Origin of the sequence: Bradyrhizobium sp. CCBAU 51753, from assembly GCF_015291565.1 — a bacterium.
GTDB lineage: Bacteria > Pseudomonadota > Alphaproteobacteria > Rhizobiales > Xanthobacteraceae > Bradyrhizobium > Bradyrhizobium ivorense.
Genome location: NZ_CP030037.1, coordinates 1,467,960 through 1,493,225 on the forward strand (window position 1 = coordinate 1,467,960; position 25,266 = coordinate 1,493,225).

A 25,266-nucleotide genomic window follows, 5' to 3' on the forward strand; every position below is an offset into this window, starting at 1 on the left:
ATGGGTCGACAACCTTCTTGGGCTGACGATCCGAAAAATAAGCAGGTCCGGTCATTTTTGGAGGAGAATGGCCGGACATTTGCATAGTGGCGGCAGATGTGCACTTGCTGCACGGAAGCCGCCGTCATGCGTGATCGGCGCGGCTGCGCGGGGGACCTGTGAACTACAACTGGAATTGGCACATCTTCCTTGAGCCGAACCCGATGGGGACCGGCACCTATCTCGACCTGTTGCTGGCGGGACTGGTGGTCACCGTCAAGACGTCGCTGCTGGCCTGGATCATCGCGCTGGTCACAGGCTCGGTGATCGGCGTGCTGCGCACGCTGCCGTCGCGGACCGCGTCCTGGATCGGCTTCGCTTACGTCGAGTTCTTCCGTAACATGCCGCTGCTGGTGCAGCTGTTCCTGTGGTTCTTCGTGCTGCCGGAATTGCTGCCGAGGGCCGCCGGGCTGTGGCTGAAGCAACTGCCGAACGCGCCGTTCTGGACTGCGGCGATCGGCGTCGGCCTGTTCATGTCGGCGCGCGTCGCGGTGCAATTGCAGGCCGGCATCGGCTCGCTGCCGCGCGGGCAGAAGCAGGCCGCGACCGCGCTCGGCCTCACCACGGTGCAGATGTATCGCTACGTGCTGCTGCCGATGGCGTTCCGCATCATCCTGCCGCCGCTGACCTCCGAGTTTCTCAACACCATCAAGAACACCGCGGTCGCCATCACCATCGGCCTGATCGAACTGACCGGGCAGGCGCGCTCGATGCAGGAGTTCTCCTTCCAGGTGTTCGAGGCGTTCACCGCGGCGACCGTGCTCTATCTGCTCCTCAATTTCGTCGTGGTGACCGGGATGCGCCTGCTCGAGCGCTATGTCGCGATCCCCGGCTACATTTCGGGGAAATGACGATGCTCGGCAGTTTCGACCTCGATGTCATCCGCCGCTCGCTGCCCTATCTGTTCCTCGAGGGGATGCGCTTCACGTTGACACTGACGGCACTCGCGGCCTTCGGCGGCCTGGTGTTCGGCACGCTGATCGCCCTGATGCGGCTGTCGGGTTACAAAACGCTCGGGCGTATCGCCGGCATCTATGTCGACTTCATCCGCTCGCTGCCGCTGGTGCTGGTGATCTTCTGGTTCTACTTCCTGGTGCCGTATATCGGGCAGTGGCTGACCGGCGCGTCGCGCCCCATTTCGGTCGGCGCCTTCGCCTCCTCGCTGATCACCTTCATCGCGTTCGAGGCGGCGTATTTCTCCGAGATCATGCGCGCCGGCATCCAGTCGATCTCGCGCGGCCAGCCCGCCGCGGCCAGCGCGCTCGGCCTGACCTACGCGCAGACCATGCGCTACGTCGTGCTGCCGCAGGCGTTCCGCAACATGCTGCCGGTGCTGCTGACCCAGACCATCGTGCTGTTCCAGGACACCTCGCTGGTCTACGTGCTCTCGATCCCGGACTTCCTCGGCGCCGCCAGCAAGGTGGCGCAGCGCGACGGCCGCCTGGTCGAGATGTATCTGTTTGCCGCGCTGGTCTACTTCGTCGTTTCCTGTGTCGCGTCCTACGGCGTCCGCCGCCTGCAGTCGCGCATCGCCATCGTTCGGTAGCCGATAATGTCAGCCGACTTTGCACCGGCGGTGCCCTTCACCTCTCCCATAGGGAGAGGTCGGATCGCGTCAGCGATCCGGGTGAGGGGTTTCGTTCCATCCGTAGACCGTAACCCCTCACCCGGCGCTTCGCGCCGACCTCTCCCATCGAAGTCGGATATATCCGACTTCGACAATTTTAGTTGCCCAACTCGGGTAAACCCGAGTTGGGTGGGAGAGGTGTTCGACCGTTTTCGCTGCAACCGTTGAGCCATCATGATCGAGATCAATCACGTCAATAAATGGTACGGGCCGAGCTTTCAGGCGCTGAAGGACTGCACCACCAGCGTCGCCAAGGGCGAGGTGGTGGTGGTCTGCGGCCCGTCCGGCTCGGGCAAGTCGACCCTGATCAAATGCGTCAACGCGCTGGAGCCGATCCAGGGCGGCGAGATCATTCTCGACGGCATCAAGGTCAACGACCCCAAGACCGACCTGCCGAAGCTGCGCTCGCGGGTCGGCATGGTGTTCCAGCACTTCGAGCTGTTTCCGCATCTGCGCATCGTCGACAATCTCTGCCTCGCGCAGGAGAAGGTGCTCGGCCGCAAGCATGAGGACGCGCTGGCCAAGGGCATGAAGCTCTTGGAGCGGGTCGGGCTGAAGGATCACGCCAAAAAGTTTCCGGCGGAATTGTCCGGCGGCCAGCAGCAGCGCGTCGCCATCGCACGCGCGCTGGCGATGGATCCGATCGCGATGCTGTTCGACGAGCCGACCTCGGCGCTCGATCCCGAGATGATCAGCGAGGTGCTCGACGTCATGGTCGACCTCGCCCGCGAGGGCATGACCATGATGGTGGTCACCCACGAGATGGGCTTTGCCAACAAGGTCGCCGACCGCGTCATCTTCATGGACCGCGGCGAGATCGTCGAGGACGCCAAGAAGGCCGACTTCTTCGGCCAGCCCCGCAGCGACCGCGCGCAGAAGTTCTTGTCGAAGATTTTGCAGCACTAGGCTGAGGTCACACCGGCCCCTCCACGTCATTGCGAGCGCAGCGAAGCAATCCATCGGGCCGCGTGTGCGGAGGCATGGATTGCTTCGCTGCGCTGGCAATGATGCTCTAACCCTCGTCATTCCGGGTTCGCGCCAACCGGCGCGCCCCGGAATGACGGCCGCGGAGGCTTTATCACCGCGCGCAATTTGCGTATACGAAGGCCTGAAACCAGCCCTTCGTCCGCAGGAGAACCAGCTTGGAAAAGATCGCTTACGTCAACGGCTCGTATGTGCCGCATTCCGAGGCCAAGGTCTCGGTGTTCGACCGCGGTTTTCTGTTCGCCGACGGCATCTATGAGGTCGCCGCGGTGCTCGACGGCAAGCTGATCGACAACGCCTCGCATCTGGCGCGGCTGGAGCGTTCGGTCGGCGAGATCAAGCTCAAGCTGCCGGAGACGCTGGAGCGGATCGAGGAGATCCAGAAGGAGCTGGTCAAGCGCAACAACCTCGTCAACGGCATGGTCTATCTCGAGGTCACCCGCGGCGCCGACACCGGGCGCGACTTCGCCTTCCCGAAGGCCGACGTCAAGCCCACCCTGATCATGTTCACCTCGGAAAAGGACATCATCAACGCGCCCTCGGCGAAGGCCGGCATCAACGTCATCACGGTGCCCGACATCCGCTGGGAGCGCCGCGACATCAAGAGCGTGGCGCTGCTGGCGCAGGTGCTGGCCAAGCAGGCCGCCGCCGAAGCCGGCGCCGGCGAGGCCTGGATGATCGAGGACGGCAAGGTCACCGAGGGCGGCTCGTCCTCGGCTTTCATCGTCACCCAGGACGACGTCATCGTGACGCGGCAGAACGGCAACGAGATCTTGCCGGGCTGCACCCGCAAGGCCGTGGTCAAGCTCGCCGAGGAACGCCAGCTCCGCATCGAGGAGCGCGCCTTCACCGTGGCCGAAGCGCTCGCCGCCAAGGAAGCCTTCACCACCAGCGCCTCGGTGTTCGTGCAGGGCGTGGTCAAGATCGACGGCCGCGAGGTCGGCAACGGCAAGGTCGGCCCGATGACCGCCCGCCTGCGCGAGATCTACGTCGAGTTCGCCAAGGCGACCGCGGTTTAGCTGCCCGAACAACGCCCTCTCACCGTCACCCTGAGGTGGCCGCTTCTTCAGCGGCCCTCGAAGGGTCGACGGCCGCCAGCGGGGCCGTTCATCCTTCGAGGCTCGCCCAGCGGCGCAATTGCGCCGCAAGGCTCGCACCTCAGGATGACGGTGAGAGATTGCGCTTTATGCTCACGCTGCCACCTTCACCTTCACCGGATGCACGGCGCGGAAGGCGATCGCGATCCGGTTCCAGGCGTTGATGGTGCCGATCAGCATGGTCAGATTGGCCAGCTCAGGTTCGGAGAACGCGGCGTGCACGGCCTCGTAATCGGCGTCGGGCGCATGGGTTTCCGCGACCAGCGTCAGCGCCTCGGTCCAGGCCAGCGCGGCGCGCTCGCGCTCGGAATAGAGCGGCGACTCGCGCCAGGCGTTGAGCAGATAGAGCCGCTGCTCGGTCTCGCCGTGCTTGCGGGCGTCCTCGGTGTGCATGTTGATGCAGTAGGCGCAGCCGTTGATCTGCGACGCCCGGGTCTTCACCAGCTCGATCAGCGACTGCTCGAGGCCGCTTGCGCTGATCTGACTTTCCACCGCGACCAGCGCTTTGATGGTCTCGGGGGCAGCCTGGTAGAAGTTCATGCGGGGTTTCATCGTCGTTCTCCTTTGGTGTGTTGAATGATGGTTAGTGCGCGCCGCCGCCGGCGAGCTGGCCGGGCTTCTTCAAAAACAGGCCCGCGATCAGCGCCACGATCAGCGCGACCCCGAGCAGATAGAAGGTGTCGCTGAAGGCGAGGATGTAGGCCTGCTTCTGCACGATCTTGCCGATCGCGACGAAGGCGCGGCTGGTGGCGTCGAGCTGGTTGGCGATGCCGTGATTCATGAAGTACTGGGTCAGCTGCGAAATCCGCGCGCGGGTCGCCGGATCGAACAGCGAGACCTGCTGGGTCAGCACGTTGGAGTGAAACTGCTCGCGCTTGGTCAGCAGCGTCTGCAATAGCGCGATGCCGACCGCGCCGCCGAGATTGCGCATCATGTTGAACAGCGCGGAGGCGGAGCCTGCATTCTCGACCTCGACGCCGCCGGTCACCACCGCCGACAGCGGCGCCATCACCAGCGCCTGGCCGATGGCGCGCACGATGTTGGGCCAGAACAGCTGGTCCGTCGCGTAATCATTGGTCATGGTGATGTTCATGAAGTTGGAGACGGCGAACAGCACGAAGCCGATGCCGATCAGGATACGGGCATCGAAGCGCTGCATCAGCCGCGGCACCAGCGGGATCAGCAGCAGCTGCGGCAAGCCGGTCCAGGCCAGCACCAGGCCGATCTGTTCGGCGTTGTAGCCCTGGATGCGCGCCAGGTATTGCGGCAGGATGAACACCGAGCCGTACAGCGCGATGCCGAGCAGGAAGTTCGCCAGCATGCCGAAGCCGAAATTGCGGCGGGCGAGCAGGCGCAGATTGAGCAGCGGCTTTTTCACGGTGAACTCGATCACCAGGAACGCGGCCAGCGCGACGGCGGCGATCACCGACAGCCTGACGATGAAGGGCGAGCCGAACCAGTCGTCCTTGTTGCCTTCCTCGAGCACGGTCTGCAGCGCGGCAAGCCCGATCGCCATCGTGATGATGCCGGGCCAGTCGCCCTTCGCGAGCAGCGACAGCTTCATCGGGCTCGATTCGAGCGAGAAGTACAGCATGCCGACCATGATCGCGCCCGGCACCAGGTTGACGTAGAAGATGTACTCCCAGCCCCAGTTCTCGGTGAGATAGCCGCCGATGGTCGGGCCGATCGCCGGCGCGAAGGTGGCCGACAGCGCGAACAGCGCGAGCCCGATCGGCTGCTTGGCTTTCGGCAGCAGCGTGATGATCAGCGTGAACGCCATCGGAATCAGCACGCCGCCGGAAAACCCCTGGATGGCGCGCAGCACGATCATCTGCGGCAGGTTTTGCGCCAGCGCGCAGGCCGCCGAGAACAGCAGGAACAGCAGCGCATTGGTGAGCAGATAGACGCGCACCGAGAACACCTGGGCGAGCCAGCCGCTCAAGGGGATCACGATGATCTCGGCGATGAGATAGGAGGTCGAGATCCAGCCGCCGTCATCGATGCCGGCGCCGATCGCGCCCTGAATGTCGGCCAGCGAGGCGTTGACGATCTGGATGTTGAGCACCGCCATGAACGCGCCGAGGTTGGCGCCAACCACCGCGATCCAGACTTTTGCCGGCACCGCGGGCGCGACCGGTGTGGCGGGCGAGGTGAGGGTGGCGGCATTTGCGGCAGGGTTGAGCGCGGTCATCGGATTTGTCCTGGCTTGCATCGCGAGGATGCATTAGGCGGCCGTTTTCGATAATCCGGGAAAGATTGGAAGGATTGTCAGGCAGCGATTGATAATCGGCGCGCGGCGAGCAGCCGGCGCTGCGTTGCGATGCTGTTCCCTCAATGCGTGGTGAGGTGAGCACATTCCTCAGGCTCCCTCTCCCCTTGCGGGAGAGGGTGGGGAGAGGGGTACCCCGGGCGCTGACATCAGAGATTTGCGCCAGCTATCCCAATCTTGCCGACGCGTGACTCTCGGCACCAGTGTTCGCGCGATGCGTCCGACGTCAGCGCAAGCGGCACCCCTCTCCCCAACCCTCCCCCGCAAGGCTACGAGATTCACACGTCTCGGAGGCTCCACCCATGCTTGATGGCGTGGAACTGAGTGAGGCCTGTGAGCATGACGATGGGGCCTGGCTTTCCGTAGTAGCCGGTCCAACCACCGAGCCTTGCGAAGACCCACGCGGCATAGGCGAGCGAGCCTTTAGGATGCGGGTTCTTCTGCTTGGCGGTCTTGCCTTCGAGGGTTTGGCAGACCCGCTCCAAGACGGGCCGGTCGTCGGGATCAAAGACGTCATGGAGCGGGCGCTTGGTTTCGCCGTCGCGCTCAGCCACGAGCTGCATCACCTTGATCGCAGCGATCAGAATGACCGTGACGAGCTTTTCGAGCGGTCCGTCCTGCTCCTGCCGCAGGGCCTCGACATCGAAGCCCTTGGTCTTCATCGTGCGGAACAGTTGTTCGATGGTCCAGCGCAAACGATAAAAGCCAATGATCCGACGCCCATCGGCAATGTCGTTGACCTGATGGGTGGTGAGCAGGAACCACAGCGCCGGATCCTCTCCTTCAGGAGGATCAATCTCGCGGCCGATAACGAGTGTCACGCTGATGGCTGCAGGCAGCCCGCCGCTGGCCGCATGATGTTTCGGCCGCTTGATCTCCACCTTGCCAAATCTGATGGACAACTCGGCCTTGCGAGCTTTTCGGCCGGGCGCAGCCGGCAACTCCACCGTCATGCGGCCAGCTTCGTCCCACGCCTCGGCCTTGGCGAACAGCAAGCCTCCATCGACGAGGCTGCGGTCCTGAGCGGCGCGCACCAGCTTCTCCACATTGGCCGGCTTGAAGACGAAGCATTCGTAGATGTCGCCTTCGCGATCCTCGACGACCGTGACGCAGGTCGCGCCGGCTTCGGCCAAGGCGCTGGCGCTCTCGGCACCCGACAGCCAGCGTCGGCTGTCCTTTTCCTCAAATGTCCTTTGTTTGCGCTTCTCGCGTTCGCCGCCCTGGCGCGTCAGAAAGAGGTTGTCGACCAGCCCAAGTGTCGCTCCCGTATTGGCGTCCACCGCGATGACCGGGTGAAAGGACAGCCCCACGCCCTTCTCGTCCACCCGCAGGGCCGACGTGTCCTGAATGGCGAGCACGTGCCGCCCGCCGACCTGACTGCAAGTGCGCACTCGCGCCGCCGACATCATCGTGCCGAGCGTCACCTTCGGATTGTGCAGGAACCGCGTAATCCGCATCTCGCCGGCGCGGTCACCGCCCAACCGCCTGACGCTGACACTCCCGCCACCGTATCCAACAAGGCGCCCATACAAAAAGGCCCCCCTTTTGCCAGGCGCTCGTCCCCAAAATCTCCCAGGCTCAGCTCCATGGCTCCCTCCCGTATGCGAATCTCGCCCATAGAGAGTCAGCTTCCGAGCCAGACTACAAGCCTCCCACGATGTGTGAATGTTGTAGCCCGCAAGGGGGGAGGGAGCCCCACTGCCGTTGCTTGTGGTGCGAAGAAAGAGCTGCAGAAAGAGCGCGACCGACGCAACGATCGATCGCGCTTCATCTGTCGTTGACTGTTGCCGCTACCCGCCGTCCGGCTTGCCCGCCGCCGCCACGCGCCGCTTCGTTTCGCGCTCCGCAACCACCGTCGCCTTGGTGTTGATAACCGGCACCGCCGACATGCCCGGCCGCAGCAGGCCGGTGAGGTTGTGGTCGTCGAGCACGATCTTCACCGGCACGCGCTGCACGATCTTGGTGAAGTTGCCGGTGGCGTTGTCGGGCGGCAGCAATGCGAATTCGAGGCCGCTGGCCGGCGACAGGCTGTCGACATGGCCCTTCAGCCTGGTGTTGTGAAAGCTGTCGACGGTGAGCTCGACCGGTTGGCCGTTGCGCACATTGGTGAGCTGGGTCTCCTTGAAATTGGCGACCACATAGACCGCGTCGAGCGGCACCACGGCCATGAGTTGCGTGCCGGCCTGCACATACTGTCCGACCCGCAACGTGCGGGCGCCGATGGTGCCGTCCACCGGCGCCTTGATCTCGGTGTAGGAAAGATTCAGTTCGGCCTGGTGCTCGACCGCGCGCGCCCGATCGGCTTGCGCCACCGCCTGCGCGCGCTGTGTCGTCAGCACGTCGACCTTGCGCTCGGCGGCTGACAGCGCCGATTTCGCGCCCTGCAGCTGCGCGGTGTTGGCGCGCAGCGCGGCGTCGGTCTGCTGCGCGCGCTGAATGGTGCCGGAGCCACTCTTCATCAGCCCGTCGTAGCGGGTCTGCTCCTCCTGCGCGAATTTCAGATTGGCCTCGGCGGCGGTCACGTCGGCCTTGCTCTGATCGATCACCGACTGCTGCAGCGCGAGCTGCGCATCGAGGTTACGCACCGCGGCTTCAGCAGCATCGACATCGGCCCTCGCCTGGTTCAGCGCGGTGCGATAGTCGCGGTCGTCGATCTGCGCCAGCAGCTGCCCGGCCTTCACCGGCTGGTTATCGGTGACCAGCACGCGGGCGATATAGCCCGACACCTTCGGCGCGATGATGGTGGTATCCGCCTTCACATAGGCGTCGTCGGTCGACTCGAGGTAACGGCCGGTGGTGATGTAGTCGTAGCCGAAGTCGGCGGCGACGGCGATGCCGAGCGCCGCGGCCAGCGCGAGCGCCGCCCGCTTGATCACCTTCCGTGACGGGCGGACGTCGATTTTTGTCGATTCTTCAGGGACATAGGTGGTCGTCGACATGGCATCCTCCGGGTCGAGCGTGCGTCCTTGCAGAAAGGGCGCCTTTCAACTGCCTTAGATGCAATGTCCTCCCCGCTGTGATAATCCCGATAAAACTGGAAGCATTATCAAGCCAGCGCTGACAATCCCGGGCTTGCTACATGGACCGCCTGACCAGCCTGACCGCCTTCGTCCGGGTCGTGGACTCCGGCGGCTTTTCCGCGGCCGGCCGCCGGCTCAACATGTCGACGACCATGGTGAGCAACCACGTGCAGTCGCTGGAGGACCGCCTCGGCGTGCGGCTGCTCAACCGCACCACGCGCAAGGTCAGCCTCACCGAAATCGGCCAGGCCTATTACGACCGCGCCATCCAGATCCTCGCCGACATCGAGCAGGCCGACGAGCTCGCCGGCGCACAGCAATCGGTGCCGCGCGGCACGCTGCGGATCTTCACCAACACCCATCTCGTCCAGTTCCTCTCGCCCGCGGTCGCCGAGTTCCTCGCGACCTATCCCGAGGTCAAGGTCGACCTCGCAATCGGCGAGCGCAATGTCGATCTGATCGACGAGAACTTTGATCTTGCGGTGCGCATGGTGCCGCCGCCGGACTCCAGCCTGATCGTGCGCACCATCGCGACCTGGCGCCATGTGCTGTGCTGCTCGCACGGCTATATCGAAGCGCACGGCAAGCCGGAGCAGCTCGCCGAGCTCGCGACGCGCAACTGCATGCGTCACGCCAACTATCCGTTCGGCGACGAGTGGCATTTCATCGACCGCAAGGGCACGCCGGCCGCGGTGAGGGTGGCGGGCAACCTGATCTCCAACAGCGGCGAAACGTTGAAGCTCGCGGCACTCGCCGGCGTCGGCGTCTTCCTCGCCGCGGGCTTTCTGGTGCGCGACGAATTGGAGTCGGGGCAGCTGGTCCGCCTGCTGCCGGAATACCGGCCGGTCGAGTTCACCATGAACGCGGTCTATCCGCACCGCCATCACCTCTCGGCCAAGGTGCGCACCTTCATCGACCTCCTGGTCCACCACGCCACCGAGCAGCAGAAGTTGATCAATCCGTATTCGTGAGCTGCCGTCATTGCGAGGAGCGATAGCGACGAAGCAATCCATGCCTGGGCGAATGCGGAACGATGGATTGCTTCGCTGCGCTCGCAATGACGTGGATCGAGCCGCGTAAGCAACTCCATCCCCGTCATCCTGAGGTGCGAGCCTCTTCGGCGAGCCTCGAAGGATCGACGGCCACCAGCCGGGCCGTGCATCCTTCGAGGGCCGCTGAAGAAGCGGCCACCTCAGGATGACGGGTCGGGCAGTGTCGCGCGCAGCGCTTCCTTCGCTCATAACCGCCCGCGTCGCACGCATGGCGTACGCGTGTATGAAGGAGACGCCGCCAGCCGCCGAGGCCCACCAATGCATCGTTTCCTCGCATCCATCCTGTTCGCGATCGCAGCAAACATGTTGCTGCACTCACCCGCCTTCGCCGCCTACCCCGACCATGTCGTCAAGATCGTGGTGCCGTTCGCGCCGGGCGGCGGCACCGATGTGGTGGCGCGGACGCTGGCGCAGGAGATGCAGAAGGATCTCGGCGGCACCATCATCATCGAGAACAAGCCGGGCGCGGGCACCATCATCGGCACCCAGAGCGTCGCCACCAGCCCGGCCGACGGTTACACGCTGCTGATGGGCACGTTCGCCAACGCGGTCAATCCGAGCCTCTACAAGAAGCTGCCCTACGATCCGCACAAGGATTTTGTGCCGGTGGCGCTGGTCGCGCGCTCCTTCAATATCGTGGTGGTCAATCCGGCCTCGCCGGTGAAATCGATCGCCGATCTGATTGCGGCCGCGAAGGCCGATCCGGAAAAGCTCTCCTACGGCACCTATGGCACCGGCACCTCGGCGCATCTCGCCGGTGAGTTGTTCAAGCATCTGGCCGGCGTCAATCTCACCACCGTGCCCTACAAGGGCGCGGCGCCGGCGATCACCGATTTGCTCGGCGGCCAGATCCAGGTGATGTTCACGACGGTGGCGAGCTGCGCGTCGCTGGTTGCGGCCGGGCAGTTGCGCGCCATCGCGGTGACCTCGGCCGAGCGCTCGGCGGCGTTCCCGCAACTGCCGACGGTGGCGGAGGCCGGCGTGCCGGGCTATGTCGCGGAATCCTGGTACGGCCTATTCGCGCCGGCGAACACCCCGCCTGATGTGATCGAGCGCCTGAACAAATCCGCCGCCAAAGCGGTGCAGTCCGACGCCTTCAAGAAGCTCGGCCTCAATGAGGGCCTCGTGATGGTCGCAGCGCCGCCGGCCGAGCTCGACCGCTACTTTGCCGGCGAGGAGGCGCGTTGGCGCAAGGTGATCGGGGACGCCGGCATCAAGTTGGAGTAGCTGCCATGCGCGAGGCGACGATCACATCTTTTTGCGTCGCATTGCCGTAACCGTGATTCTAGACGCAACGAACAGGTTCCTGGATCGTTGATCGCGGGGCAGTGCCGGCGAGATCGCCGCGCACGGGCAACGATGTGGCTTAATGAGTAGGCTGATGATGTGGATATTGTTAGTGCTGCCGTTCATCGGCTTGCTGTGGGTGCCGTTCTACAATTTCGCCGAGCCGTCGCTGTTCGGCTTTCCCTTCTTCTACTGGTACCAGCTCGCCTGGGTGCCGATCTCCTCGCTCTTGATCTGGCTGGTCTATCGCAGCCGCGCGCCTGAGCGCGACGAGACGCGGTGAGGGGGCGGCCATGAACAACGGGATCGCCTGGATCGCGCTATCCGTCTTCGTCTTCTTCTTCGCGCTCGTCACCGTGATGGGCTTCTTCGCCGCGCGCTGGAAGTCCGGTCCGGTCGGCGAGCATCTCGACGAGTGGGGTCTCGGCGGCCGCCAGTTCGGCACCTGGATCACCTGGTTCCTGGTCGGCGGCGATTTCTACACCGCCTACACCGTGATCGCGGTGCCGGCGCTGGTCTATGCCGTCGGCGCCTACGGCTTCTTCGCGCTGCCCTACACCATCATCGTCTATCCCTTCGTGTTCGCGGTGATGCCGGTGCTGTGGAAGAAGGCGCATGCCGCGGGGCACGTCACCGCCGCCGACGTCGTGCATGCCGCCTATGCCTCGCGCGCGCTCGAGCTCGCAGTGGCGCTGACCGGCCTGGTCGCGACCATGCCCTATATCGCGCTGCAGCTGATCGGCATGGAAGTCGTGATCAAGGCGATGGGGCTGTCGGGCGAATTGCCGATCATCGCCGCCTTCGTGATCCTCGCGCTCTATACCTACAGCTCCGGGCTACGCGCGCCGGCGCTGATCGCCTTCGTCAAGGACATCATGATCTACATCGTGGTCTTGACCGCGGTGGTCGTGGTGCCGGCAAAGCTCGGCGGCTACGGCGCGGTGTTCGCCGCGGCGAACGACGCCTTCACGGCAAAGGGCGGCGCCACCGGGCTGACGTTGAAGCCGGCGCAATATCTGCCCTATGCCACGCTGGCGCTGGGATCGGCGCTCGCGGCCTTCATGTATCCGCACACGCTGACCGGCATCTTCGCCTCGAAATCGGCTGACACCATTCGCAAGAACGCGATCCTGCTGCCGGCCTATACGCTGCTGCTCGGCCTGATCGCGCTCCTCGGCTACATGGCCTATGCGGCAGGCATCAAGGTAACATCGCCGAACGACGTCGTGCCGATGCTGTTCAAGACGCTGTTCCCGGAATGGTTCGCAGGCTTTGCGTTCTCGGCGATCGCGATCGGCGCGCTGGTGCCGGCGGCGGTGATGAGCATCGGCGCTGCCAATCTGTTCACCCGCAATGTCTGGAAGTCCTACGTCAATCCGGACATTTCGCATGCCGGCGAGGCGTCGGTGGCCAAAATCACCTCGCTGGTGGTGAAGGTCGGCGCGTTGGCCTTCATCCTGTTGCTGCCGACGCAATATGCGCTCGACCTGCAATTGCTTGGTGGGCTCTGGATCGTGCAGACGCTTCCCGCGCTCGTGTTCGGCCTGTTCACCGTCTGGTTCCGCGCCGAGGGGCTGCTGCTCGGCTGGGCCGTCGGCATCGGCTGGGGCACCTATACGGCGTGGAGCAACGGGCTGAAGCCGCTGGCCTCGATCTCGCTCGGCGATGCCAGCTACACCTTCTATGTCGGGCTCGGCGCGCTGCTGCTGAACATCGCGGTCGCGGTGCTTGCGACCGTCGTGGTCAGCCTGGTGTCACCCGCCAAGCGCGGCGCGGCGGCCTGAGCCGTCGCCCGCGTCAACAGGGGCGGAGAGTTGCGCGGTCAGCCGCGCCACTTCCGCCTTTGTTTTTTCGATCGCGGCGTCCTTCACCGGGCCGTAGCCACGGATCTCCATCGGCGCCTTGGCCAGCGCGACGAGCTCGGGCAGCCGCGCCGCATCGAGCTTGCTGATGATCGTGTCGATCAGCGCCTCGTACCAGGTGATCAGCGCACGCTCGGCGCGCCGCTCCGCGGTGTAGCCGAACAGATCGAACGGCGTGCCGCGCAACCCTTTCAGCCGCGCCAGCAGTTTGAGCGGTGTCTGCATCCACTGGCCGAAGGCGCGCTTGCGCGGCCGTCCGCGCGCATCAAGCCGCGCCGGCAGCAGCGGCGGCGCGAGGTGATACTGCACGCGAAAATCGCCATCGAATTCTCGCCTGAGCTCGTCGAGGAAGCCGCTCTGCATATGCAGCCGCGCCACCTCATACTCGTCCTTGTAGGCCATCAGCTTGAACAGCGCGCGGGCGACGGCCTCGGTGAGACTCTCGCTGCCAAGCGCCGCCTCGGCACGGCGCACGCGGTCGACCGTTGCACGATAGCGCGCGGCATAGGCCTCGTCCTGATAGTCGCGCAGGAAATCGGCGCGCCGCGCGATGATCTGGTCGAGCGTCTCGGACCCTTTGCTGGCTGCATCCTCGGTCTTCGGCAGGAACTCCGGATCGGCGAACGCAATCCGGCCCCAGGCCAGCGCCTGCTGGTTGCGCTCGACGGTGACGCCGTTGAGCTCGATCGCGCGCGTCAGCGCGTCCAGCGACACCGGCACCAGGCCCTGCTGCCAGGCAAAGCCGAGCATCATGATGTTGGCGTAGACGCTGTCGCCAAGCAGCCGCTCGGCCAGCGCGTTGGCATCGATGCTCGAGAGATTGCCGGGTCCGATCACCCGCTCGATGGCGCGCAAGCGCACCGGCGAGGCGAGGTCGGCATCGCGAAACCGCACCACGTCGCCGGTCGGCATCTCCGCGAGGTTAACCGCGGCGCGCATGCCCTTGCGATAGGAGCCGGAGGCTTTCGCCGACGAGCTCACCACGAGGTCGCAGCCGATCAGCGCATCGGCCGCGCCCTGGTCGATCCGCACCTGGTGCAGCGCTTCGGGCGCCGCCGACAGCCGCAGATAGCTCAGCACCGGGCCGAACTTTTGCGCAAAGCCGGTGAAGTCGAGCACCGAGACGCCGCGGCCCTCGAGATGCGCCGCCATCGCGATCAGCGCGCCGACCGTGATCACGCCGGTGCCGCCGACGCCGGTGACCAGCAGGTCATAGGGCTTGTCGAGCATCGCCAGCTCCGGCGTCGGCAGCGTGGCGGCACGCGCCAGCGGATCGATCGCGCTTGCGGCTTTCGCCCGCCGCTTGCCGCCTTCGATGGTGACAAAGCTCGGGCAAAAGCCGTTGAGGCAGGAAAAGTCCTTGTTGCACGTCGACAGGTTGATCTTGCGCTTGCGGCCGAACGGCGTCTCCTTCGGCTCGACGCTGAGGCAGTTCGACTCCACCGAGCAGTCGCCGCAGCCTTCGCAGACGAGGTCGTTGATATAGGCAAAGCGCGCAGGGTCGGGAAGCGTGCCGCGCTTGCGCCGCCGCCGCTTCTCGGTGGCGCAGGTCTGCTGATAGATCAGCACGGTGACGCCGGAGATTGCGCGCAGCTCGCGCTGCACGGCGTCCATCTCCTCGCGCGGATGGATGGTGACGCCTGAGGGAAAATCGGCGGGCGAGAATTGCGCCGGCGCATCCGACACCAGCGCGATCCGCGACACGCCCTCGGCGCGGACGCTGTGTGCGATCGCCTGCACGCTGACCGGGCCGTCGACCGGCTGGCCGCCGGTCATCGCCACCGCGTCGTTGAACAGGATTTTGTAGGTGACGTTGGCCTTTGCCGCGATCGCCTGGCGGATCGCCATCGAGCCGGAGTGGTAGTAGGTGCCTTCGCCGAGATTCTGGAACACGTGGCTGTTGCCGGTGAATCGCGACGACGCCGCCCAGTTGACGCCTTCGCCGCCCATCTGGATCAGCGACGAGGTCTCGCGGTCCATCCAGCTCGCCATGAAGTGGCAGCCGATACCGGCTAATGCCTTGGAGCCTTCGGGCACCTTTGTGGAAGTGTTGTGCGAGCAGCCCGAGCAGAAATACGGCGTCCGCGTCGCGCCCGGCACGGCGATTGTGCGGTCCTGCTCCGGCGCGAGTTCAGCCACGCGCCGCGCCAGCTGCAACTCCGGAAACATCGGATCGAGCCGCCGCGCCAGCACGCCGGCCAGCATAAGCGGCGACAATTCGCCGATCCACGAGATCAGCCGTGCGCCGGTTTCGTCATGCTTGCCGACCATCCGCTCCGGCTTCGCGCCCGGATAGTCATAAAAATATTCCTTGAACTGGCTTTCGATGATGCCGCGCTTCTCCTCGACCACCAAAATCTCGCGCTTGCCCTTCACGAACTCCATCGCGTCGTGCAGCGCCAGCGGCCACACCATGCCGACCTTGTAGATGTCGATGCCGAAGCGGCGGCAACTGGCTTCATCGAGCCCGACCAGCCGCAGCGCCTCCATCAGGTCGAGATGCGCCTTGCCCGTGGTGACGATGCCGTAGCTCGCGTCCTTGACGTTGTAGATGCGGCGGTCGATCGGATTGGCTTTTGCAAAGGCGTACACCGCATGCTTCTTCGCCTCCAGCCGCTCCTCGATCTGCGGCCCCGGCAGATCGGGCCAGCGATAGTGCAGGCCGCCGGGCGGCGGCGTGAAATCGGGCTGGATGAACCGGCGCGGCGGCCGCAGTTCGACCGAAGCGCCTGACTCGACGATCTCCGAGATCGCCTTGAAGCCGACCCACATGCCGGAGAAGCGGCTCAGCGCATAGCCGTATTCGCCGAACGCGAGATATTCGCCGACGTCGGCGGGGTGCAGCGTCGGCATGAACCAGCTCATGAAGGCGACGTCGGACTGGTGCGGCATCGAGGAGGACACGCAGCCATGATCGTCGCCGGCAACGACCAGCACGCCGCCATGCGGCGACGAGCCATAGGCATTGCCGTGCTTCAGCGCATCGCCGGAGCGGTCGATGCCGGGGCCCTTGCCGTACCACAGCCCGAACACGCCATCGACTTCGCGATCCCGTTGCGTCTCGACCTGCTGCGAGCCGAGCACCGCGGTGGCCGCGAGGTCCTCGTTGACCGCAGGCAAGAATTCGATGCGGCTGTCCTTGAGTTGCTGCTGGATCTTCCACAGCTCGAGATCGACACCGCCGAGCGGCGAGCCGCGATAGCCGGAGATGAAGCCCGCGGTGTTGAGCCCGGCGGCGCGGTCGCGCCTGATCTGGTCGAGCGCGATGCGCACGATCGCCTGCGTTCCGGTGAGGAAGACACGGCCGTGCTGGCGGGTGTAGCGGTCGGAGAGCTGATAGGCGTCAAGCTGCGGCATCTGGCCCATGACTGACCCCTTAAGGAATCGATGTGATCTCAGACCCAACGCTACGCCTGAGCCGTTGGTAGGTCTTACCTATCTGTTCGGCTCGAAACACATTCTCGGCAAAAGATTGCTGAATTCGTTCAATTCTGGTAGATTTTACCAAAATGGAGCTGAATCGTGGTTGAGGAGCAAGACGAGAAGATCCTCGCCGAGTTGCAGAAAGACGGCCGCGCCACCAACCAGCAGTTGGCCGACACCGTCGGCATGTCGACCTCGGCCTGCTGGCGCCGCGTCCGCGCCCTGGAAGAGTCCGGCGTCATCGAAGGCTATTCGGCGCTGGTGAAGCGCGAAGCGGCGGGCTTTGCGACCTCCGCGATCCTGCACGTCTCGCTGGAGCGCCACGACACGACATTCGTCGACGAGTTCGTCGCCCGTGTGATGCGGCGCCGCGAGGTGCTGGAGTGTTTTGCGACCACCGGCGACGCCGACTATCACTTGCGCGTCGTCGTCCGCGACATGGACGCCTACAACAAATTCCTCGATGAGTTCATGTTCCGCATCCCCGGCATCCGCCACGTCCGCACCAACGTGATCCTGAAGGAAATCAAGACCGGCGTCGCGCTGCCGTTTTGAGGCGGCGACGTGTGCGCGTGAGGCGAGCACGCTAGTTGGGCTCCCTCCCCCCTTGCGGGGGAGGGTTGGGGAGAGGGGTGGCCCCGGGCACGATGCAAGTGATCGGGAAACGTTGCGTCAACGAGCGGCGACGAAGGGGTGTCAGGGCCCGGCTAAATGAACAGCGGAGCAAGCGGTACCCCTCTCCCCAACCCTCCCCCGCAAGGGGGGAGGGAGCCCGACCATCGTGCTGATCTCACGCCTGCTCCCGCACGAAGCGGTTGCGCAAGGTGCCGATGCCGGTGATGTCGATTTCGACCACGTCGCCGTGCTTCAAATCGGGCGAGGCGCCATCGGTGCCCATCCAGATCACGTCGCCGGGCCACAGCGTAAAATACTTGGTCAGTTCGACCAGGAACGGCACGATGCCGAAGATCATGTCGTTGGTGCGGAAGCGGCCGGTTTCCTTGCCGTTGACGCGGATCGCGGTCTCCATGGTGTCGAGATCGACATCGGTTTCGATCCACGGGCCCATCGGCTTGAAGGTGTCGGCGTTCTTGGCGCGCCACAGGCCGCGGTCGGCCTTCTGCCAGGTCCGCTCGGAGACGTCGTTGCCGATGGTGTAGCCGAACACGCAATCCATCGCGTTGGCTTCGGTGAGATGTTTTGCTTTCTTGCCGATCACGACGGCGAGCTCGCCCTCGTAGTGAATCTTCTCGGTCGCAAAGGCCGGGATCACGACATCCTCGTCATGGGCGATCAGCGCGTTCTGGGCGCGGTAGCCGATTTCGGGACGGTCGGGAATGTTGGGCACCGTGCCGGCCTTGTCGGCGGCCTCCTTCAGATGCTTCAGGTAGTTCAGCCCGACGCAGTAGAAGGTGCGCGGGATCAGCGGCAGCTCGATCTTCACATCCTTCAGCGCGTGCGTTTGTGCCGTCTTGCTCCATTCACTGAGCGGATCGCCGCTGACGGTCGTCACCGTGTCGCCCTCGACGAGGCCCCAGGAAGGAGTGCTCGCGGTCTTGCCTGCGGCAGTGAATTTGAGCCAGCGCATGATGATGTCCTTCTATTCGGCGGCGGCCTGCGCGCGCGTCTTCCAGGCGCCCGCGGCAGGGCGCTTGAGCCCGAGATTCTCGCGCAGCGTGGTGCCGGCGTAGTCCTGGTGGAACAGGCCGCGCTTCTGCAGCTCCGGCACCACGTGGTTGACGAAATCGGCGTAGGAGCCCGGCACGTAGCTCGCCGCGACCACGAAGCCGTCACAGCCACGGCCCACGAACATCTCCTCCAGCCGGTCGGCGATCTCTTTCGGTCCGCCGACGATCGCATCCTGCACCTGGGCGCGGCCCGAGAAGGTGATGAAGTCGCGGGTCGACGGATTGCTCTTGCCGGAGGCGCGCAGCACGCCGTCGCGCATGCCGAGCATGCCCTGCATGCCCTGCAGCTCCTCGGACGTCAGCGGCTCGTCGATCGGCTTTGCGCCGAAGTCGAAATTGAGCGCTTCGGCGAGCAGCGACAGCGCGTCGATCTCGAGCGGCAGTTTCTGGATCACGGCCATGCGATCCTCTGCTTCCGCCTTGGTGGCGCCGGCGACCGGCGTGATCAGATTGCAGAGGAACATCTGGTCGGGATCGCGGCCGGCCTTGACCGCCTCGCCCCGGATCGCGTCATAGCCCTGCTTTGCACTGGCGAGGTTGCGCGAGGCGGTGAAGATCACCTCGCCCCAGCGCCCGGCAAAGCGCTGGCCGCGGCCGGAGGCGCCGGCCTGGATGATGACCGGGTGCCCTTGCGCCGAGCGCGGCACGGTGAACGGCCCGCGCGAGGCAAAGAACTCGCCCTTGTGGTCGAGCCGCTTCACCTTGGTCGGATCGGCGAAGCGGCCGCTTGTCTTGTCGATCAGCAGCGAACCGTCTTCCCAGGAATCCCAGTGCCCGAGCACCACCTCCATGAACTCGTCGGCGCGGTCGTAGCGCGGATCGTGCTCGAGATGCTGCGCCTTGCCCATGTTGAGGGCTTCGCCGTCATTGACCGACGTCACCACGTTCCAGGCGGCGCGGCCATTTGTCATCAGGTCGAGCGTGGCAAAGCGCCGGGCGACGTCGAACGGCTCGAAATAGGTGGTGGAGGCGGTCGAGGCGAGGCCGAGTTTCGTCGTCACCATGCCCATCGTGGTCAGCACCACGATCGGGTCCATCTTCACGCAGCGGATGCCGTATTCGACGGTGTGGGCGTGATCGTTGTTGTAGCGGTCCGGCATCGCGAGGCGATCGTCGAAGAACGCCATGTGAAACTTGCCGCGCTCGAGGATACGGGCGATCTCCTGGTAGTAGTCCGCCGACATCGAATCGTCGCGCGATTCCGGGTGGCGCCAGGAGCCCGGCAGGTTGGTGCAGTTCTGCGCCTGCAGGAAGCCAACCAGCGCCATCTGCCGTGTCATGTCGTTCTCCTGTGCTCGGGCAATGTGTCAGCGAAGCGCGAGCTCTTCTGCGAGCTTGTAGTCGGCGGCGAGCGCCTTCAGCTTCTCCCAGGTCGCATCCTCGATCTCGATGCCGTTCTTGCGCCGCTCGAGCTCGCGCAGATGCTCGACCTCACCCGGATAGAATACGCCGCGGCTGCCTTCCGACGGCGGCGTCGATTTCAGATAGCGGGCGAAGTCGGCGACCTCTTTCTTGAACTGCTGCAGCGGGCGGAACGCGGCGACATTGAACACCGCCATGAAGCAGCCGTCATTGTGCCGGCCGGTCGGCTCGACGCCGAAGCCGAGCCCGGTCAAGAGGCCGCACAGCACCTCGACCATCGCGGCGAGGCCGCTGCCCTTGTAGCCCTCGGTGCCGCCGAGCGGCAGCAGCGCGCCGCCCTTGCGGTAGTCCTTCGGGTCGGTGGTGTCGCGGCCCTCGGCGTCGATGATCCAGCCCTTCGGAATCGATTCGCCGCGCGCCACCGCGAGCTGGATCTTGCCGGCAGCGACCGCCGAGGTCGCCATATCCAGATAGAACGGCGCCTCGAGATCGGACGGCACCGCGATCGAGAGCGGGTTGGTGCCGAGCCGCGCCTCGCGGCCGCCGAACGGCGCGACATGTTTTGGCGAACGGCCGGAATCCGCGGCGGCAATCCCGATCATGCCCTCGCGCATCGCCATCAGCGGATAATGCGCGAGTCGCCCGACATGGCTCTGGCGGAACACGGTGCAGGCGGCGACATTGGCCGTCTTCGCCTTGTTGATGGTCATCTCCATCGCCTTGGCGTTGACGTGGAACCCAAAACCCCAATGGCCGTCGATCACCGTCGTGGTCGGCGTCTCCTGCACGATGGTCCATTGCGCGCCGGGCACGATGTGGCCGGCCTTGACGCGGTCGATATAGGTCGGGATCGCGATGATGCCGTGGGAGTCGTGGCCGGCGAGGTTGGCGTTGACGCAGCCCGAGGCGACGGCGTTCGCCTCCTCCTCCGATGCGCCGGCGGCCTTGAGCAGCGCCGCGCCGATGCGCGTGAGACGGTCGGCCTGGACGATCGGCATCGGGGTTCCTCGCGAATGGCCTGCGCGACCGGCGGGTCTTGCTTAACGATGTTTACGTCACCCTCTCAAAGCGCCGCCGGGCGAGCAAGGCCAGAAAATCCGGTCCGCCATACCGGGAGCAGGGTGCTCATCGCGCCGATTTCACCGCGTGGAACGCGCGCGGTCGCAACGCGGAATTTGGCCGGCCCGGCGGCGCGGGTCGACGGCCGCGACTGGCTGCGCCGGCAGCGCCTCAGCCTGGCACATAAGGCTCCGTAATACCCCGGAAAAGCGCGCTTCGCGTTCGTCATGCGTTTACTCTGACGCGCAACTTGCCGGATACAATAACCTCCGCTTAGGCCTCCCATGGGCAATGTCCCGGGCCAGATTGAAGGGGGAAGCCCCAGGGGCGTTGAGGACTGTGCAGTCGACCATCGGACGTACCTTCGCGGCGTTGAGTGCCACTAACGAAGCGATCCTGTACGCGAAATCGCCGAAAGAGCTGTACGGCAAGGTCTGCGAAGCCGCCTTCTCCAGCGGAGGCTTCCTGGCCGCTGCCGTGTTTTTGCTGGAGCCCGATACCGGTCTGCTGAAGTTCGCGGCCGGCTGCGGCGACGACGTTCCGCGGCTGCGCGGCCTCACCATCTCGATCATCGCCAACATTCCCGAAGGCGAGGGCATCTGCGGGCGGGCGTTCCGCGACCAGAAGGCCTGTGTCAGCAACGACTACATCGGCGACGCCAGCTCGGCGGCCTGGCGCAGCGGCGCGGCCGCCGCCGGTGTCGGCGCCGCCGCGGCAGTGCCGCTGATCTGCAACGGCCGCAGCCTCGGCATCTTCGTGGTGACGCGGCGCGAGCCGCACTCGCTCGGCGAGGAAACCGTGTCGCTGCTGGAGCGCATTGCGGCGAACGTCTCCTTTGCACTCGACAATTTCGACCATGAGGCTCAGCGCAAGGGCGGCGAGCGGGCGATGCGCCGGCTCAACCGCATGTTCGGCGCCATCAGCGCCACCAACGAAGCCATCCTGCGCGCCAAGACCGAGCACGATCTCTATCAGCGGGTCTGCGATGCCGCGGTGTTCAGCGGCAAGTCCTTTGCCACCGTGGTGCTGCTGGTCGAACCCGACACGCAATGGCTGGAGCCCGTCGCCGGCACCGGCGAAGCCCTCGACCTGATCACGCAGACGCGCTTTTCGACCGACCCGGACAGCGTCTACGGCAAGGGCATCTGCGGCGACGCGTTCCGCACCCAGCGGCCCTGCATCGAGCGCGACATCCCGAAATCGGCGTGCCCGCCGCAGGCAAAGACCCGCGGCGGCAGCGGCCTGATGGCCAGCGTCGCGCTGCCGCTGACGCGGTTCGGCAACAGCATCGGCGTGCTGATCTTCTTCATCGGCAACTCCTGGGCGGCGGACGAGGAGATCATCGCGCTGCTCGCCGGCATCGCGGAGAACGTGTCGGTCGCCCTCGACAATTTCGGCCGCGCCACCGAAAAGGCCAAGGCCGACGGCGAACGCGAGCGGCTGTCGCGGATGTTCGCTGCGTTGAGCGCCACCAATGAGGCGATCATGCGCGCCCGCTCGCGGCTGGAGATGTTCGAACTGGTCTGCGCGGCGGCGGCCCATGGCGGCGGATTCAACTCGACCAGCATTCTGATCGCAAAACCCGGCGACGACTTCTTCGAGATGATGGCGGTCGCAGGTCCAACCGCCGAGAATGCGCGCCGTCTCACCGTCTCGCGCAGCGAGGCCCGCCCCGAGGGACGCGGCGTCTGTGGCCGGGCGTTCCGGTCGCGGCGCGCCTGCATCAACAACGACTTCCTGAGCGCGGTCGCCACCAGCCCGTTCCGCGACGTGATCGACCGCGAGGACGCGCGATCGGGCGCCGCGTTCCCGCTGATCGTTGGCGACGAGCCGGTCGGCGTGATGCTGTTCATCTCCGCCAAGCGCAACACCTTCAGCTCCGAATTCGCCGAGCTGCTGCAGCGGCTCGCCGACAACGTGGCGTATTCGCTTCATAGCTTCGATCGCGCCGACGAGAAGGCGCGGACCGAGGAGCAGAAGGAGCGGCTGACACGGATGTTCGCCGCGCTGAGCGCGACCAACGAGGCGATCATGCGGGCAAAATCCCGCAGCGAGATGTTCGAGCTGGTCTGCGACGCGGCGGCGGTCGGCGGCCAGTTCATTTCGGCGACGATCCGCCTGGTGCGGCCGGGCGAGATCTTCCTGGAGAACGTGGCGGCGTCGGGCCCCGATCGGGTGCGCGCCCACGAGCTGCAATTGTCGGCCGATGCATCGCGTCCGGAGGGACAGACCCTGACCGGGGTCGCGATCCGCACTCGCAGGCCCTGCATCAGCAACGACTATCTCAGCGACTTCGAGCCGGAGTCGCATGTCTATCAGATCGTCCGCGACAGCGGCAGCAAGTCCGGCGCGGCGCTGCCGCTGCTCAAGAATGGCGAGGCGATCGGCGCGCTGGTGTTCCTGTCCGGCGAGTTCGGCACCTTCAGCCCGGAGATGATGGCGCTGCTGCAGCGGCTCGCCGAGAACGTCTCCTTTGCACTCGACAATTTCGACCGCGCCGACGAGAAGGCGCGGGCCGACGAGCAGCGCGAACGGCTGTCGCGAATGTTCGCCTCGCTGAGTGCGACCAACGAGGCGATCATGCGGGCGAAGTCCCGCAGCGAGCTGTATCAGCTGGTCTGCGAGGCGGCGGCGTCCGGCGGCAGGTTCACCTCCACCACCATCGCGCTCGCGCAGCCCGGCAGCGATTATCTCGCGATCGCCGCCACCGCAGGGCCGGCCGCGGAAGGCGCGCGCCAGGTGACGCTCTCGACCAGCGCGGCGCATCCGGAAGGCCGCGGCGCTTGCGGCCGGGCGTTCCGCTCCGGCAAGCCCTGCATCATCAACGACTATTGCGCCGACCCGGACACCGCGGCCTTCCATGCCCGGGCCCGCGCCGATGGAACGCAATCCGGCGCCTCGTTTCCGCTGATCGTCCACGGCCGGGTGATCGGCGTCATGATCTTCGTCGCGATCGAGAAGGACACCTTCACGCCGGAATTCGCCGAGCTGTTGCAGCGGCTCGCCGACAATCTGGCGTTCGCGCTCGAGAGTTTTGATCGCGCCGACGAGAAGAACAAGGCCGACGAGCGGATCGAGTATCTCGCCTCGCATGACAGCCTGACCAAGCTGCCAAATCGCGAGACCTTCAACGAGCTGCTCCGTCACGCCATCACCATGTCGGACCGCCATCGCCGGCCGCTCGCGGTGCTGTTCATCGACCTCGACCGCTTCAAAATCATCAACGACTCGCTCGGCCACGAGGCCGGCGACATGCTGCTGGTGGCGATCGCCGACCGGCTGCGCCGGTCGTTGCGGGTGAGCGACGTGGTGGCGCGGCTCGGCGGCGACGAGTTCGTCGTCATTCTGGAGGAAGCTGCCGCCCGCGACGATGTCGCGCGGATCGCCGGCGAGCTGCTGATCGCGCTCAGCCAGCCGCTGCAGCTCAGCGGGCACGAATGCCACACCACGGCCTCGATCGGGATCGCGATGTATCCCGCCGACGGCTCCGACGTGCAGACGCTGACCAAGAATGCCGATATGGCGATGTACCTCGCCAAGGAGGACGGCAAGAACGGCTTCCGTTTCTTCTCCAGCGAGATCAAGGCGCAGTCGATCGAGCGCCTCACCATGGAGAGCGCGCTGCGCCGCGCGCTCGAGCGCGACCAGTTCTCGTTGCACTATCAGCCCAAGGTCGACATGGCGACGGGACAGATCAGCGGCGTCGAGGCGCTGCTGCGCTGGAGCCATCCCGAGCTTGGCCAGGTCTCGCCGGGACAGTTCATCCCGCTCGCCGAGGAGATCGGGTTGATCGTGCCGATCGGCCGCTGGGTCCTGAAAGAGGCCTGCGCGCAGAACATGGCGTGGCAGCGCCGCGGCCTGCGCCAGGTGACCATGGCGGTCAATCTGTCGCCGCGGCAGTTCGCCGATCCGCAACTGCTCGACGACATCGACGCGGCGCTGCTTGCGAGCGGCATGTCGCCGTCGCTGCTGCAGCTCGAAGTCACCGAAAGCATGGTGATGCGCAACGTGTCGCGCGCGGTCCGCGTGCTCGATGCGATCCAGAACCGCGACATCAGGCTCGCGATCGACGATTTCGGCACCGGCTATTCGTCGATGTCGCTGATGAAGCAGTTCCCGATCGACACCATCAAGATCGACCGCTCCTTCGTGCGCGACCTGCCCGACGATTCCGAGGACGTCGCGATCGCGCAGGCGATCATCTCGATGGGCAAGGCGCTCGGCATGACCATCGTCGCCGAGGGCGTCGAGACCTCCGAGCAGCAGGAGTTCTTGCGCGCCCATGCCTGCGACGAGATGCAGGGTTTTCTGTTCTCCCGGCCGCTGCCGCCGCGCGATCTCGCCGAGCTGTTGAAGGTGGCGCCGGCGCCGGCCTCGCCTCCGCTGCAGCCAGGGCTGGACGATCAGGCGATGCGGGGTGAAATGGGCCAGGACGAAGTCGATGCGGACGACATCGAGCTGGAGCCGAAACGCGCCACCGGCTGACCTTCGCGGATG

18 protein-coding genes are annotated in these 25,266 nt (G+C 65.4%); 10 read left to right on the forward strand and 8 right to left on the reverse strand.

The genetic code is table 11. From position 1 onward, the window contains the following. Nucleotides 1–158: 158 nt before the first annotated feature. The 4 genes from XH93_RS06740 to XH93_RS06755 all read left to right on the forward strand — a co-directional run bounded on the left by XH93_RS06740 (nt 159) and on the right by XH93_RS06755 (nt 3,669). The gene (locus XH93_RS06740; RefSeq protein ID WP_139480744.1) at nt 159–890 is read left to right on the forward strand and encodes an amino acid ABC transporter permease; all 732 of its coding nucleotides are present in this window, start codon (nt 159–161) and stop codon (nt 888–890) included. A 2-nt stretch (nt 891–892) separates the two neighbouring features. Beyond that, nucleotides 893–1,585: an amino acid ABC transporter permease gene (locus tag XH93_RS06745; RefSeq protein ID WP_194472906.1), complete on the forward strand. Its 693-nt coding sequence runs from the start codon at nt 893–895 to the stop codon at nt 1,583–1,585. A 255-nt stretch (nt 1,586–1,840) separates the two neighbouring features. Next, entirely contained in the window at nt 1,841–2,572 is a 732-nt protein-coding gene (locus XH93_RS06750; protein ID WP_194472907.1) for an amino acid ABC transporter ATP-binding protein, read from the forward strand. A 236-nt stretch (nt 2,573–2,808) separates the two neighbouring features. After that, on the forward strand, nt 2,809–3,669 hold the full coding sequence (locus XH93_RS06755; RefSeq protein WP_194472908.1) for a D-amino-acid transaminase: 861 nt from the start codon (nt 2,809–2,811) through the stop codon (nt 3,667–3,669). A 171-nt stretch (nt 3,670–3,840) separates the two neighbouring features. On the opposite strand, the gene XH93_RS06760 is transcribed toward XH93_RS06755, so the two are convergent. The 4 genes from XH93_RS06760 to XH93_RS06775 all read right to left on the reverse strand — a co-directional run bounded on the left by XH93_RS06760 (nt 3,841) and on the right by XH93_RS06775 (nt 8,955). Continuing rightward, nucleotides 3,841–4,299: a carboxymuconolactone decarboxylase family protein gene (locus XH93_RS06760; protein WP_194472909.1), complete on the reverse strand. Its 459-nt coding sequence runs from the start codon at nt 4,297–4,299 to the stop codon at nt 3,841–3,843. Between the two features lie 31 nt (nt 4,300–4,330). After that, a complete protein-coding gene (locus tag XH93_RS06765; RefSeq protein WP_194472910.1) occupies nt 4,331–5,938 on the reverse strand; it encodes an MDR family MFS transporter in 1,608 nt (535 codons plus the stop codon). Nucleotides 5,939–6,294: 356 nt separating this feature from the next. Then, the gene (locus XH93_RS06770; RefSeq protein ID WP_194472911.1) at nt 6,295–7,497 is read right to left on the reverse strand and encodes an IS4 family transposase; all 1,203 of its coding nucleotides are present in this window, start codon (nt 7,495–7,497) and stop codon (nt 6,295–6,297) included. A 309-nt stretch (nt 7,498–7,806) separates the two neighbouring features. After that, on the reverse strand, nt 7,807–8,955 hold the full coding sequence (locus XH93_RS06775; RefSeq protein ID WP_194472912.1) for an HlyD family secretion protein: 1,149 nt from the start codon (nt 8,953–8,955) through the stop codon (nt 7,807–7,809). A gap of 140 nt (nt 8,956–9,095) precedes the next feature. On the opposite strand from XH93_RS06775, the gene XH93_RS06780 reads away from it, so the two are divergent. The 4 genes from XH93_RS06780 to mctP all read left to right on the forward strand — a co-directional run bounded on the left by XH93_RS06780 (nt 9,096) and on the right by mctP (nt 13,159). Next, on the forward strand, nt 9,096–10,007 hold the full coding sequence (locus tag XH93_RS06780; RefSeq protein WP_139480735.1) for a LysR family transcriptional regulator: 912 nt from the start codon (nt 9,096–9,098) through the stop codon (nt 10,005–10,007). A gap of 339 nt (nt 10,008–10,346) precedes the next feature. Continuing rightward, nucleotides 10,347–11,315 (forward strand): tripartite tricarboxylate transporter substrate binding protein, encoded by a 969-nt coding sequence (locus XH93_RS06785; protein ID WP_194472913.1) that lies wholly within the window; start codon nt 10,347–10,349, stop codon nt 11,313–11,315. Between the two features lie 157 nt (nt 11,316–11,472). After that, the gene (locus XH93_RS06790; RefSeq protein ID WP_194475015.1) at nt 11,473–11,658 is read left to right on the forward strand and encodes a DUF3311 domain-containing protein; all 186 of its coding nucleotides are present in this window, start codon (nt 11,473–11,475) and stop codon (nt 11,656–11,658) included. A 10-nt stretch (nt 11,659–11,668) separates the two neighbouring features. After that, nucleotides 11,669–13,159, forward strand: coding sequence for a monocarboxylate uptake permease MctP (gene mctP, locus XH93_RS06795; RefSeq protein ID WP_194472914.1), 1,491 nt, complete (start codon nt 11,669–11,671; stop codon nt 13,157–13,159). On the opposite strand, the gene XH93_RS06800 is transcribed toward mctP, so the two are convergent. Further along, nucleotides 13,130–16,603: an indolepyruvate ferredoxin oxidoreductase family protein gene (locus XH93_RS06800; RefSeq protein ID WP_194472915.1), complete on the reverse strand. Its 3,474-nt coding sequence runs from the start codon at nt 16,601–16,603 to the stop codon at nt 13,130–13,132. The genes mctP and XH93_RS06800 overlap by 30 nt on opposite strands. Nucleotides 16,604–16,759: 156 nt before the next feature. Here XH93_RS06800 and XH93_RS06805 point away from each other — a divergent pair, with 156 nt between their 5' ends. Then, nucleotides 16,760–17,215 (forward strand): Lrp/AsnC family transcriptional regulator, encoded by a 456-nt coding sequence (locus XH93_RS06805; RefSeq protein ID WP_194472916.1) that lies wholly within the window; start codon nt 16,760–16,762, stop codon nt 17,213–17,215. A 235-nt stretch (nt 17,216–17,450) separates the two neighbouring features. Here XH93_RS06805 and XH93_RS06810 read toward each other — a convergent pair whose 3' ends face one another. From XH93_RS06810 to XH93_RS06820, 3 genes are read right to left on the reverse strand one after another with little or no spacing between them, the layout of a single operon-like run. Beyond that, nucleotides 17,451–18,248, reverse strand: coding sequence for a fumarylacetoacetate hydrolase family protein (locus tag XH93_RS06810; RefSeq protein WP_194472917.1), 798 nt, complete (start codon nt 18,246–18,248; stop codon nt 17,451–17,453). Between the two features lie 12 nt (nt 18,249–18,260). Further along, nucleotides 18,261–19,628 (reverse strand): LLM class flavin-dependent oxidoreductase, encoded by a 1,368-nt coding sequence (locus XH93_RS06815; protein ID WP_194472918.1) that lies wholly within the window; start codon nt 19,626–19,628, stop codon nt 18,261–18,263. Between the two features lie 27 nt (nt 19,629–19,655). Next, nucleotides 19,656–20,708 (reverse strand): Ldh family oxidoreductase, encoded by a 1,053-nt coding sequence (locus tag XH93_RS06820; RefSeq protein WP_194472919.1) that lies wholly within the window; start codon nt 20,706–20,708, stop codon nt 19,656–19,658. A 400-nt stretch (nt 20,709–21,108) separates the two neighbouring features. On the opposite strand from XH93_RS06820, the gene XH93_RS06825 reads away from it, so the two are divergent. Then, entirely contained in the window at nt 21,109–25,254 is a 4,146-nt protein-coding gene (locus XH93_RS06825) for a GAF domain-containing protein (protein ID WP_194475016.1), read from the forward strand. Nucleotides 25,255–25,266 lie beyond the last annotated feature (12 nt).

Coding starts and splice junctions, on each gene's coding strand:
- XH93_RS06745 (WP_194472906.1), top strand. CDS start 893: ATGCTCGGCAGTTTCGACCTCGATGTCATCCGCCGCTCGCTGCCCTAT.
- XH93_RS06750 (WP_194472907.1), top strand. CDS start 1,841: ATGATCGAGATCAATCACGTCAATAAATGGTACGGGCCGAGCTTTCAG.
- XH93_RS06760 (WP_194472909.1), bottom strand. CDS start 4,299: ATGAAACCCCGCATGAACTTCTACCAGGCTGCCCCCGAGACCATCAAA.
- XH93_RS06765 (WP_194472910.1), bottom strand. CDS start 5,938: ATGACCGCGCTCAACCCTGCCGCAAATGCCGCCACCCTCACCTCGCCC.
- XH93_RS06775 (WP_194472912.1), bottom strand. CDS start 8,955: ATGTCGACGACCACCTATGTCCCTGAAGAATCGACAAAAATCGACGTC.
- XH93_RS06780 (WP_139480735.1), top strand. CDS start 9,096: ATGGACCGCCTGACCAGCCTGACCGCCTTCGTCCGGGTCGTGGACTCC.
- XH93_RS06785 (WP_194472913.1), top strand. CDS start 10,347: ATGCATCGTTTCCTCGCATCCATCCTGTTCGCGATCGCAGCAAACATG.
- XH93_RS06790 (WP_194475015.1), top strand. CDS start 11,473: ATGTGGATATTGTTAGTGCTGCCGTTCATCGGCTTGCTGTGGGTGCCG.
- mctP (WP_194472914.1), top strand. CDS start 11,669: ATGAACAACGGGATCGCCTGGATCGCGCTATCCGTCTTCGTCTTCTTC.
- XH93_RS06800 (WP_194472915.1), bottom strand. CDS start 16,603: ATGGGCCAGATGCCGCAGCTTGACGCCTATCAGCTCTCCGACCGCTAC.
- XH93_RS06810 (WP_194472917.1), bottom strand. CDS start 18,248: ATGCGCTGGCTCAAATTCACTGCCGCAGGCAAGACCGCGAGCACTCCT.
- XH93_RS06815 (WP_194472918.1), bottom strand. CDS start 19,628: ATGACACGGCAGATGGCGCTGGTTGGCTTCCTGCAGGCGCAGAACTGC.
- XH93_RS06820 (WP_194472919.1), bottom strand. CDS start 20,708: ATGCCGATCGTCCAGGCCGACCGTCTCACGCGCATCGGCGCGGCGCTG.